Below are 12,124 nucleotides of genomic sequence, written 5' to 3'. Positions count from 1 at the left end.
TCAACACATAAAAAAAGAAGACCCGAAGGTCTTCTTTTTTTACTATAAGTCAAAGACTATTTAGCTTTTAAGAATTCATCAACTTGTTTTTGTAGCTCAGCAATAATTTTGTCCATACCAGCTGCTTTTACGTCAGCTTTAATTTTGTTAACTGTTGCGTCTACATCTTTAACGTTACCAGTTTGTAGGTATTTGTATTGTTTATCCATTACTGCTTGACAAGCTGCAATTTCAGTTTGTAGGGTATCTACTTTTGGTACAAAACCTACTAGTGGAGATGCTTCAGCTGCGTCATTAACTGCTTTTAAGTTAGTGTACATATTTGCTGGAGCTGGTTTTAGTGGGTATAACTCGAAGAATGAAGCTTGAGCAAACATACCTGGTTGCCATGCATCCTTAGTTAAGTTTTCAACTTGACCTTGGTCATTCAATTTCCAGTTAGTACCTTTAATACCGTAACCTAATGTGTTTCTGTAGTCTTTGTTTGTGTTCATGTATTCAATGTATTGTAGAGCTCTGTCAATTTTCTTTGAGTTAGGGCTGATACCGTTCATTGAACCTTGAATTGAGTTAGTAGAGTAGATAGGACCATATTTTTTGTTTAGAACGATTGAGTAATCTTTTCCGCTACCCCAGATAGCTTCACAACCTTCCCAACCTTGGCCTGTTCCTACTACTTGGAATTCAAATTCTTTTTCAACTTCAGAAGCGCCTTTGTTTACTAAACCATTGTCATACCAAGATTTTAATGTTTTTAGGTCATTGATGTAATCAGCATCATCATATAATGTTGTTACTTTTGTGTTGTTGTTACCTAATTTAATACCAACACGAACATTATCTAGTCCTAATGTATCCCAACCATTGTTGTGACCATTTAAGCCAGCCCAGTTGTAGTTGAATGGAGCAGTTAAGTCATGAGGATATGCAGTTTTAGACTCATCATGATATTTTTTAACTTTCTCTAATAGAGGAGTTACTGTTGATAATGCTTTACCAGTTGCTTTAAATTCAGCTTCTGCTTTTGCACCATCGATAACGTATTCTTTATTTGCTGTCCAGTATTGAGTAGCAGCAGAGTCTTTGTAAGTTGGTACAGCGTAAATTTTACCATTTACTTTTGCACCAGCCCAACAGTTTTCAGGAATGTATTCCCAAAGTTTTGGAGCTACTTTTGGTAGTTTTTCTGTTAAATCAGCTAGTTGGTTGTTTTGTGCAGCAACTACATAGTTAGCAAACCAAGCACAAGTGAAAGCGATATCAAATTCGCCACCAGTTGACATAATAGTTTTTAACTTTTGGTCGTCGCCAGTTGTAAATCTAAAATCTACAGTTGTTTGAATTGCTTCTTTAGACATTTTGTTTAATTCAGCAATTACTGCGTCTGGTTGTTTTGGTTTGTCACCCCAGTGATACCAAATTAGGTTCACTTCTTCGCGTTTACCAGCAGAAGATGATGCATCGCCACTAGCTTTTTTCTCTTGTTTACATGCTACGAACATAGAAGCTACCATAGCAAGAGCTAGTAGTAATGATAAAACTTTGATTTTGCCTTTCATTACGAAATCCTCCTAATAATTTTATTAACTCTACAATTGAGTTAAAATAGTCAATTGCACATTTATTCGACAAAAACAACATTTCATCGACATAATGCACAATTTACATTTACCATTATATAAGTTTTTCATGTCGTTTGTCAATACCATTTCATTATTTTTTATTTATTACAGGTTATAAAATCCAATTATTAGATAACTTTTAAATACTTCAATTTTCCTTTATCAAGTTTATATTCAATTCAAAGCCTTATTTTATCAACATTTTGTTAATTTTATGAACATTTTTATTTTCCAAAAATAGTAATTCACTATTAACAACTCTTTATTGTATTCCATAAATTACATATAAAAAGAAGACCCGAAGGTCTTCTTTTTACTATAGTCAAAGTTTATTTTGCTTTTAAGAATTCATCAACTTGTTTTTGTAGCTCAGCAATAATTTTATCATAACCAGCTGTCTTTAAATCAGTGTTAATCTGTTTAATCGTAGCATCTACATCTTTAACATTACCTGTTTGGATGTATTTGTATTGTTTGTCTACAACTGCTTGACAAGCGGCGATTTCTGTTTGTAAATTATCAACATTTGGTATGAAACCTACTAGCGGTGAAGCTTCAGCTGAATCATTTACCGCTTTTAAGTTAGTATACATATCTGCTGGCGCTGGTTTTAATGGGTATAATTCGAAGATTGATGTTTGTGCCCATGCACCCGGTGCCCAATCATCCTTAGTTAAACTTTCAACTTGGCCTTGATCATTTAACTTCCAGTTTACTCCCTTAACGCCATAAGCAAGCGTATTTCTATATTCTTTATTTAAATTAGCATATTCTAAATATTCTAATGCTCTGTCAATTTTCTTTGAGTTAGGGCTAATACCATTCATTGCACCCTGAATGGATCCAGTTGTATAAATTGGACCATACTTTTTGTTAATTACTATTGAGTAATCTTTACCAAAGGCCCATTCTGCTTCACAGCCTTCCCAGCCTTGCTCAGTTCCAATTACTTTAAATTCAAAGTCTTTTTCAACTTCGGAAGCACCTTTGTTTACTAATCCATTGTCATACCAATACTTTAACGTCTTTAGGTCGTTAATATACTCAGTATCTTCATACATATTTTGAACTTTTGTACTATTACTTCCGATTTTAATACCTAAACGTAGGTTATCTAAGCCTAATGTATCCCAACCATTATTGTGACCATTTAAACCAGCCCAGTTGTAATTTAATGGCGCAGTTAAATCATGTGGATATGGTTTTTTAGACTCATCATGATATTTTTTAACTTTCTCTAATAGAGGAGTTACTGTTGATAAAGCTTTACTTGTTGCTTTAAATTCAGCTTCTGCTTTTGCACCATCAATAACATACTCTTTGTTTGCTTGCCAATATTGAGTAGCAGCAGAATCTTTATATGTTGGAACAGCATAAATTTTGCCTTTTACTCTTGATCCCGTCCAACAGTTTTCAGGAATGTATTCCCAAAGCTTTGGTGTTACTGTTTGTAATTTATCGGTAATGTCGGCTAATTGATTGTTTTGGGCAGCTACTACATAGTTAGCAAACCAAGCACAAGTGAAAGCAATATCAAATTCGCCACCAGTCGACATAATCGTTTTTAGCTTTTGGTCGTCGCCAGATGTAAATCTAAAATCTACAGTTGTTTGAATTGCTTCTTTAGACATTTTGTTTAGTTCTTTGATTACTCCGTCCGGTCGTTTAGGTGTATCACCCCAGTGATACCAAATGAGGTTTACTTCTTCACGTTTTCCTGATTGTGAAGATGTTCCATTACTACCGGTTTTCTTATCATTTTTACAGGCTACGAACATAGAAGCTGCCATAGCAATTGCAAGTAGTAAGGAAATAGCTTTAAATTTGCCTTTCATTATGAAACCCTCCTAAAATGTTTATTAACTCATTGAAGAGTTAATTTAGCAAATTGTATATGTTCGACAAATAACATTTAAAATCGACACATTTCACAATTTATATTGACATTATATATTATTTCAATATATAATGTCAATATAAATTTAATATTTTGTTTAAAATTTAAGTAATATTATCCAAAATACATTCATGCGAATAAATTTTATCTAATATTGGTAATTAGCCACATTTATTTTGTTCCTATTCATAATGCATAGGCTTCATCTCACATTGTTATAACAACACACAAAAAAGAAGACCCGAAGGTCTTCTTTTTTATATAGTCAAAGACTATTTAGCTTTTAAGAATTCATCAACTTGTTTTTGAATTTCAGCAATAATTTTATCCATTCCTGCTGCTTTCAAATCAGCTTTTAGCTTATTAACAGTTGCATCAACATCTTTAATATTACCTGTTTGTAGATATTTGTATTGTTTGTCGATAACTGCTTGACAAGCTGCGATTTCTGTTTGTAGGTCTTTAACAACTGGTACATAACCTACTAGTGGAGATGCTTCAGCAGAGTCATTAACTGCTTTTAAGTTAGTATACATATTTGCTGGAGCTGGTTTTAGTGGGTATAACTCGAAGAATGAAGCTTGAGCAAACATACCTGGTTGCCATGCATCCTTAGTTAAGTTTTCAACTTGACCTTGGTCATTCAATTTCCAGTTAGTACCTTTAATACCGTAACCTAATGTGTTTCTGTAGTCTTTGTTTGTGTTCATGTATTCAATGTATTGTAGAGCTCTGTCAATTTTCTTTGAGTTAGGGCTGATACCGTTCATTGAACCTTGAATTGATCCAGTTGTGTAAATAGGACCATATTTCTTAACCATTTGGATTGTGTAGTCTTTACCACTACCCCAGATAGCTTCACAGCCGTCCCATCCTTGGCCTGTTCCTACTACTTGGAATTCAAATTCTTTTTCAACTTCAGAAGCGCCTTTGTTTACTAAGCCATTGTCATACCATGATTTAATTGTTTTTAGGTCTGCAACATAATCAGGATCATCATATTGAGAAATAACTTTTGTATTTCCAGCTGTTAAGTTGATACCCATACGGATATTACTTAAACCAAAGTCATCCCAACCATTTCCTAAGCCGTTTAATCCAGCCCAGTTATAGTTCATAGGAGCTGTTAAATCATGAGGATATGCTTTTTTAGACTCATCATGATATTTCTTAACTTTCTCTAATAGAGGAGTTACTGTTGATAATTTTTTACCAGCTGCTTTTAGTTCAGCATCTGCTTTTGCACCATCAATAACGTACTCTTTATGTACAGTCCAGTATTGTGCTGCAGCTGAGTCTTTGTATGTTGGTACAGCGTAAATTTTACCATTTACTCTAGCACCAGCCCAACAGTTTTCAGGAATGTATTCCCAAAGCTTTGGAGCTACTTTTGGTAGTTTTTCAGTTAAATCAGCTAGTTGGTTGTTTTGTGCAGCAACTACATAGTTAGCAAACCAAGCACAAGTGAAAGCGATATCAAATTCGCCACCAGTTGACATGATTGTTTTTAACTTTTGGTCATCACCAGTTGCAAATCTGAAATCTACTGTTGTTTGAATTGCTTCTTTTGACATTTTGTTTAATTCAGCAATTACTGCGTCTGGTTGTTTTGGTTTGTCGCCCCAATGATACCAAATTAGGTTTACATCTTCACGTTTTGCAGGAGCTGAAGATGAACCTTCGCTGCTAGGTGCCGGTTTGTCTTTACATGCTACGAACATGGATGCTACCATCGCAAGAGCTAGTAGTAAAGATAATACTTTGATTTTACCTTTCATAACGAAATCCTCCTAAAATTTTATTAAACCTGTTTACAAGTTTAAACTTAGGTTTTGTTAAATATTCAAATCAACATTAGTAAATTAACATTTATAGTATATTTGAATAATTAACTAATTGCATTGTACTACAATTTTGATAGATTTGTCAACAATAAATCCAATTTTTTCATTAATTTTTATTATTTTTTGGAATTAAATAGTTTTTTCAATATATACAAAGAAAAACAAGGCTATATTATAAGAGTTAATACGACCTTGTTTCTATCGTTAAATATGATTTATACTAAGCTTCAAATTCACTTCGTAATAAAATTTGCTCTTTAATCTTTGAATCCAATAATACAAAATTATCGGAAAAACCACCAACACGGACTATCAAGTCACGATGTTTTTCCGGATGCTCCATTGCATCCAATAGCGTTTTTGTATCAACAACATTCACTTGGAGTTGACAACCGCCTTGTTCAAAATAGCTTTGAAATAGCTGTTGTACTTTCAATCGATTTTTTTGTGTTTGAAAATTTTTAGAATCTAAACGTAAATTTAAAACACAAGTTCCTACACAATCTTTTTGTGGAATAGCAAGCGTTGCACCCATTGTAGATGTTGGTCCTTCGATATCTGTGCCTTGCATTGGTCCGCCACTGTCAGCAAGAGGCTCACTGCAAACACGTCCATCAGGAGTAGCACCTACTTTCAAGCCTCCAATCACCCATGTTACCCAAAGTATAATAGCAGGCATAAATCTACCATTTCCACGATAGCATTTATATCGTTTGATTTGATTAAAAGTCAGCCCCATAATGTCTTGGGTAATTTGATTGATTTCTTCATTAAAGTTACCGAATTTTTGAACAGCTTTATATTGGACAAGTAAATCCTCATAGCCTTTGTAGTTTGCAATAAAGCTTTTTAAGAATGTTTCCTTTGAAAGGTTTCCAAACTCACCGTCATACAATTTTTTAACCGTATAAAGTGCATTGATTGTATTTGTGGTTCCATAAACATTGGTAGAATCAAAATTATATCTTGTTCCACCATTTGTAAAACTTTTCGCATTATCAATACAATCTCCGGTCATAAGCGTTCGAACCGGATATGGATTATGTAACCCGTCTGCATGTTGACGAATATTTATTTGATTGGTCATGTCTTTTAAGGTTATTTGAATATCCTTTTTTACTCGATTATAAAACTCTTCAAATGTATCACAATTCAACAAGCTATTGTACATGGTATGTTCAAACACATCAAGCATATTATACGCTACCCATGTAGAATCACACATCGTTTTACCTTGGATTAGTAATTCAGAACAACCTCCAAACACATAGTTTACTGCATCTTCAAATGGAACGTTATATTGATTGACTAATCCATCAAGAAAAAAATCTTCGTTGACAATTGCCGGTTGGCCATAGCCCTTACTCATGTTTTCTAAATAAGTATCCCATAAGAATTGAGGCATATCCTTGCGAACACGCAACGATACGTTTGGCATTCTAAGCCCTCAAATTGCAATGATGCAAACCTCAGTTAGTTCGTTATAGTCTGCTGTCCCATCTACTTTTGTTCCACCAATTGTAGCATGGGTTGCCCCTGGATGACCTGCTCTTTGCTCAATATCTGCAAATAACTCACGAATCAATGCAATTGCTTCTTCTTTCGTTGTCTTACCCTCTGCTAAATCTTTTGCATAATAAGGATATAATAACGCATCTATTCTACCCGGTTCAAAGCAATCACTAAAATACATTGCCGCATCCATAGTCACATATGCTTCATAAAAATTAGTCGGCGGGTTTAAAGGAACCTGTTCCAATACATTAACAAGCCGTTGCAGTTTTGTTGTATCACCGATTGATTGATTTAGGGCTTGTTTTAACTTGCTTCGGTATCGCTCAACATAATTCATTATTCCTTCCACAGTATCAAGCATTGCTTGTTGAAACTGTATTGTCTCTTCGTCTGTTGCTTCTTCCAATGCTTTTAAAATTTTATCACGATAGCCACAAAAGCCATTTTTAAGGATATACTCAAAATCGATTACGTTATGTGTTCCGTAATGAAGATAACGAACAGTTGATGCATCTGAATACATATTTCTTGCATTTGTCAGAACAGATTTTACAATATTTTTCTCTTGCTCTGTTTTGGCAAACTCATATAAGCGAACAAACTTATCTTCTTCCACTATACACATTCCGTCAAAGCTTACACTACAGCCATAGCCTTGTTGGTCATCATCCGCCACATCATCACGGATACAGTAATTATGATGTGCAAACAAAGCTTGCCCATCAACATACTCAGGCACACTTGCCTCTTCTAGTCGATAACGAATTGCTCTTGCTCCACGCCGCTCGAGCGTTTCATTCAAGTTTTTATAAAATAGTGCCGCAGAATACATTCCGTGTTGATTCAAAAAACGTGCATAGGGTGATAAAGTATACTCTTTTTCAAGTACAGATTTCGCATTGGCAATAACATTGCTTTTCGCATTACTCATTTATATTTATCCCTTTCTTAGTAACTCTAGTTAGAGAATTCATTTTAAAATTTCCTCTTTTCTCTATTTTACAGGGTTTCCTAATGCCAAAATGTCATAACGCATACGGTTAATTTCCTCTTGTGATAGGCTGATTTCAGACGCCCTTACTGTATCAAGTATTTGCTCAGGTTTCCTTGCTCCACATAAAATATGGCTCATACCAACTTGCCACATTGTCCACGCAACAACCAATTGTGCAACAGTACAATTGTGCTTCGTCGTTAAATCATTCCAGCCATTTAGCATATTGATTACTTTTATTCTGTTTTCAGGAAGATACCACGGAATACCTGCTCTTGCTTCTTTATTATTCACTTGATAATCCATTCCGATTTTACCTGTCAACAAACCTTGTTCCAATGGAGAATATGCCATAATAGATAAATTGTTATTTAAGCAAGTTTCAACTAATGTTGTTGCCAATCCACGATCCAGCATACTGTATTTTTCTTGAATTACATCTAAATCGCCATACTTCACATATTCTTTTATATTTTCTTTTGATACATTTGACGCACCAATTGCACGAATTAAGCCTTGGCGTTTTAAATTCATCAAGCATTCCATCGTTTTTTCAATCGGAGTAAAATACGGATTCATAGATTGCCAATGCGTAAAATAAACATCAATATAGTCAGTATCTAATCGTTTTAAGCTCATTTCAATTTCTTGCTTTATGGTATCGGGATCTAAACAGCGTTTTACACGTTTTCCACTTTGTTCAAAGAAATCAGAGCCTCTTTCATCATTCCACCATAGCCCACATTTTGTTGAGAGTACAACACTTTCTCTTTTACCTTTGATTGCTTTTCCAACTACAGTTTCACTTGCTCCAAATCCATAGCATGGGGCGGTATCAATTAAGTTAATCCCAGATTCAATTGCCTTACGAATGGTTTCAATGGATTTTTCTTCGTCGGAATCTCCCCACCATTCGCCACCGCCAATTGCCCAAGTTCCTAATCCGATTGCTGATGCTTCTATGCCCGAATTTCCTAATTCTCTAAAAATCATACTACTTTCTCCTTTTATTGTTGTTTATATATTGATTCCATTCCTCGACTTGCTCTTGGGACGGAACATGAAATGCAGCTTGATTCAGTATGACACCATACCGATTTTGTTTTCCTTGTCCTAGCATATGATACGGCATAAGTTGAATATCCACCGCATTTTCTAAGCTGTTATATAATAATACTAAATTATCAAAATGCTCTTTTCTATCATTCACACTCGGTATGATTGGACAACGAATCAATATCTTATTCCCTAATGTATTCAGTTTGTGGATATTATCTAAAATAATACGATTGGATACACCCGTATATTTAATATGATTTTCCTCATTGGTTTCTTTTATATCGAATAAAAACAAATCCACATAAGGAGCAACTTTTTCAATTCTCTCAAACGCTACCCCACCGCTAGTTTCCACACAAGTATGGATACCTTCTTGCTTAGCACTTTGCAATAACGCCAAAACGAAATCTGTTTGTAAAAGCGGCTCTCCTCCTGAAAGAGTCAATCCTCCACCCGATGTTTTATAAAAGCCTTTATCAGCCAATACATTTTTCATTACCGCTTCAATGCTCATATATTCGCCACGAAAATGAAGTGCGTTTGATTTGCATACATCAATACACCTTCCACATTGAATACATTTCATTGTTTGCAGTTGGTGAGTAATATTGTTTTCTTGCTTTATATAATTGTGGCATTCGTTTGGGCAAACTGTTTTACAAGCACCGCATAACACGCAACGTGTAAAATCCAGTTCTATATTCGGTTTATCTAACAGCCCTTCCGGATTATGACACCAAACGCACCGAAGTGGACAACCTTTTAAGAACACTGTTGTTCGGATTCCCGGCCCATCATCTGTACAAAACTTTTGTATTTGAAAAACCATACCTTGAATTGAATTATCTTGAAGTATTTGATTCATTCAACCACCCCCTCTATTCTTTCTGTTTATAAGCTTATTTTAGCCTTGACAACTGAATTTGTAAATAGTAAGATATTATTCAATATATAAGAATATTGAACTAACTAGGAGTGATTAGATGCAATCTGCTACACCAATTTACCAAGAGCAAATTTCTGCATTACCGTTTTATATTACAAGAACAGCAACTGACTTTATTGAAAACGGTATTAACAGAGAACATGGCTTTGATGAATATCAAATTATGCAATGCACAGATGGAATTGGTGAATTTATTTGTCAAGGTAAAACTTATGAAATCTATCCATCCGATATTGTGGTTTTCGCCCCATCTATCCCCCACCAATATCATAAACACAGCAAGTCGAATAAGCCTTGGAAAATGAATTGGATTTGTTTTTTCACTCATGAAGTCAATACAATTACAAAGCAGTTAATGGAGCAAGGACATTGTGTAATTCAAGCGGCCGATACGCCCGATTTATCTTCTCTCTTTCACTCCGTTGTATCGATTTTACAAGTGGATTCTTGTTATCATCAAATGCAAGCCTCTGTTATTTTATATAGTATGATTACAGAAATATTAGCTCGCAAACAAGGATTGTATATTGATGTCAACAAGCAAACATTATTATCCCCTGTTATTTCCTATATGGAGCAGCATATCAATGAGGCGATTTCGATTGATCAATTAAGCGATATGATAGGTGTATCCGTTTCTTACTTATGCAGAAAGTTTAAAGAAATTTATCAAGTTTCACCTATTCAATATCTCATCAATTTACGTATGATGAAAGCTAGAGAGCTCTTAACCACGCAAAATCAATTGACTGTAAAACTGATTTCACAGCTTTGTGGATATGCTGATGTTTCTTATTTTTGTTCCGAGTTCAAACGATATTATCAGCTGAGTCCGATTGAATATCAAAAGCGATTTTTCAGATAAAGATAGAGAAAGGACAGCTTAGTGTTAAGCTGTCCTTTTGCCCAATCATTTATTTTGTAGTGTTATAATTTCACTCGCAAAATCAAGCACAATTTCTAACGATTCTTTTTCTATTATCGATGCCCTATCCCATTCGCCATTATGAACTGTTTTTATAAACTCAGGTGGTTTAATGTTATCGCAATCTAAAATATTTTTACCACTCACTTCATAATCAATTATTTTAGAAATCGTATCAATATCAGTTTCAGGAACAACACATACAGATAAATTCGGAATATGATGTTCTTCAAAACTACGATCATCAGAGCCAGGTGTTATTTCAATCAACTCTATATTATACTTTTGCAAACACTCTTTTGTAATGAAGTCAAAAATATTTTGTTTTGAATTTTTTGTTGGACCAAGTAATATCCTATTTCCATAACCACATGTATCAAAGTTGATTGCTCCTAATATATTATCTGCTCCTAAATATGTAATGTACTGTTCACTACCTCTATCTGTAACTTCCTCTCTATCGAATAAAACAATATCATAACAATTCACCAAATTACTTTGTATCATCTTACTAGCTAATGCAATTAAAATACTAACCCCACTAGCGTTATCATTTGCTCCACAACTCCCATCAAAATTGTCATAATGAGCACATAATACAAATCTTTTATCAAAAGCTTTTCTGTTAATTGGGATAATGATATTGTTCACCCAATGACGCTCTTGATTTTGATGAATAATTTCATAAGGCAACTCTTTCTCTTCTAATATTTGAATAATTGCATTATATCGTTCATTCTTTTCACTTATAGATATTCGATTAACATATTCAATCATTTATCACAGTACCTTTCTGTTCTCATTATTTCTTTTTTAATATTCATATTAGTCTTATTATAACTGTTTTATTTTCCTTATTCAACCATATTTATTTGTACTCTTAAGCAAAGCGCAATTTACCCACTACACAAAACTCCCACACAGATTTCTGTGTGGGAGTTGATTATGTCAAGCAAACAATGGCTTTTGCCAAGCGATGATTATTAATTTCTATGAGTTATTGTAAAATCATATCAAACGTTAATTAAAATGATATAAGGAGAATACATACCTTAAATATATGTTTTATTTATGAAACGCCAAATACCACCTCACTCTATTTATCTTTAGATGTGAGTGGGTATCTAAAACTCATTCATAGCTTCTAATAAGACATATTAAAATAATCACTTTTTATAAAAGATGTTATTTTTTTACCTTTACTGAGAAGTCTAAAACAGTCATGACATAAAACGACATTAACAAGGCAAAAAATTTTATGTTACTCGATAAATAATAGTGATACAATACAGAAGTGTTAATGGAAAAAGAAACCATTTAGA

The 12,124-nt window shown here is 34.0% G+C and carries 8 protein-coding genes and 1 pseudogene; 1 reads left to right on the top strand and 8 read right to left on the bottom strand.

Annotation, left to right across the window (positions count from 1 at the left end):
- Nucleotides 1-56: 56 nt before the first annotated feature.
- The 7 genes and pseudogenes from RBG61_RS12250 to RBG61_RS12220 form a co-directional block, all read right to left on the bottom strand.
- Entirely contained in the window at nucleotides 57-1,559 is a 1,503-nt protein-coding gene (locus RBG61_RS12250; RefSeq protein ID WP_307943935.1) for an ABC transporter substrate-binding protein, read from the bottom strand.
- Between the two features lie 392 nt (nucleotides 1,560-1,951).
- On the bottom strand, nucleotides 1,952-3,457 hold the full coding sequence (locus RBG61_RS12245) for an ABC transporter substrate-binding protein (protein WP_307943933.1): 1,506 nt from the start codon (nucleotides 3,455-3,457) through the stop codon (nucleotides 1,952-1,954).
- Between the two features lie 334 nt (nucleotides 3,458-3,791).
- Nucleotides 3,792-5,297, bottom strand: coding sequence for an ABC transporter substrate-binding protein (locus RBG61_RS12240; protein ID WP_307943930.1), 1,506 nt, complete (start codon nucleotides 5,295-5,297; stop codon nucleotides 3,792-3,794).
- A gap of 286 nt (nucleotides 5,298-5,583) precedes the next feature.
- Nucleotides 5,584-5,898 carry a glycine radical domain-containing protein gene (locus tag RBG61_RS12235; RefSeq protein ID WP_307947270.1) on the bottom strand — a complete coding sequence of 105 codons (315 nt, stop codon included), beginning with the start codon at nucleotides 5,896-5,898 and terminating at the stop codon, nucleotides 5,584-5,586.
- A gap of 201 nt (nucleotides 5,899-6,099) precedes the next feature.
- A pseudogene (locus RBG61_RS12230) lies at nucleotides 6,100-7,503 on the bottom strand (pyruvate formate lyase family protein); the annotation flags it as partial.
- Between the two features lie 369 nt (nucleotides 7,504-7,872).
- Nucleotides 7,873-8,865 carry an aldo/keto reductase gene (locus tag RBG61_RS12225; protein WP_307943927.1) on the bottom strand — a complete coding sequence of 331 codons (993 nt, stop codon included), beginning with the start codon at nucleotides 8,863-8,865 and terminating at the stop codon, nucleotides 7,873-7,875.
- Between the two features lies 1 nt (nucleotide 8,866).
- On the bottom strand, nucleotides 8,867-9,796 hold the full coding sequence (locus RBG61_RS12220; protein WP_307943925.1) for a glycyl-radical enzyme activating protein: 930 nt from the start codon (nucleotides 9,794-9,796) through the stop codon (nucleotides 8,867-8,869).
- A 118-nt stretch (nucleotides 9,797-9,914) separates the two neighbouring features.
- On the opposite strand from RBG61_RS12220, the gene RBG61_RS12215 reads away from it, so the two are divergent.
- On the top strand, nucleotides 9,915-10,742 hold the full coding sequence (locus RBG61_RS12215) for a helix-turn-helix transcriptional regulator (protein ID WP_307943923.1): 828 nt from the start codon (nucleotides 9,915-9,917) through the stop codon (nucleotides 10,740-10,742).
- A 45-nt stretch (nucleotides 10,743-10,787) separates the two neighbouring features.
- Here the strand turns inward: RBG61_RS12215 and RBG61_RS12210 are convergent, their stop codons facing one another.
- Nucleotides 10,788-11,579 carry a M28 family metallopeptidase gene (locus RBG61_RS12210; RefSeq protein WP_307943921.1) on the bottom strand — a complete coding sequence of 264 codons (792 nt, stop codon included), beginning with the start codon at nucleotides 11,577-11,579 and terminating at the stop codon, nucleotides 10,788-10,790.
- Nucleotides 11,580-12,124: the final 545 nt, after the last annotated feature.

This window comes from Paludicola sp. MB14-C6, from assembly GCF_030908625.1.
GTDB lineage: Bacteria > Bacillota > Clostridia > Oscillospirales > Ruminococcaceae > Paludihabitans.
The sequence above is the reverse complement of the archived record's forward strand: the minus strand, read 5'-3'. Positions and strand labels throughout refer to the sequence as shown.

Bases quoted from the DNA above. Each gene is read 5' to 3' on its own strand.
- RBG61_RS12250 (WP_307943935.1), bottom strand. From the start codon at position 1,559: ATGAAAGGCAAAATCAAAGTTTTATCATTACTACTAGCTCTTGCTATG.
- RBG61_RS12245 (WP_307943933.1), bottom strand. From the start codon at position 3,457: ATGAAAGGCAAATTTAAAGCTATTTCCTTACTACTTGCAATTGCTATG.
- RBG61_RS12240 (WP_307943930.1), bottom strand. From the start codon at position 5,297: ATGAAAGGTAAAATCAAAGTATTATCTTTACTACTAGCTCTTGCGATG.
- RBG61_RS12235 (WP_307947270.1), bottom strand. From the start codon at position 5,898: ATGGGTGCAACGCTTGCTATTCCACAAAAAGATTGTGTAGGAACTTGT.
- RBG61_RS12225 (WP_307943927.1), bottom strand. From the start codon at position 8,865: ATGATTTTTAGAGAATTAGGAAATTCGGGCATAGAAGCATCAGCAATC.
- RBG61_RS12220 (WP_307943925.1), bottom strand. From the start codon at position 9,796: ATGAATCAAATACTTCAAGATAATTCAATTCAAGGTATGGTTTTTCAA.
- RBG61_RS12215 (WP_307943923.1), top strand. From the start codon at position 9,915: ATGCAATCTGCTACACCAATTTACCAAGAGCAAATTTCTGCATTACCG.
- RBG61_RS12210 (WP_307943921.1), bottom strand. From the start codon at position 11,579: ATGATTGAATATGTTAATCGAATATCTATAAGTGAAAAGAATGAACGA.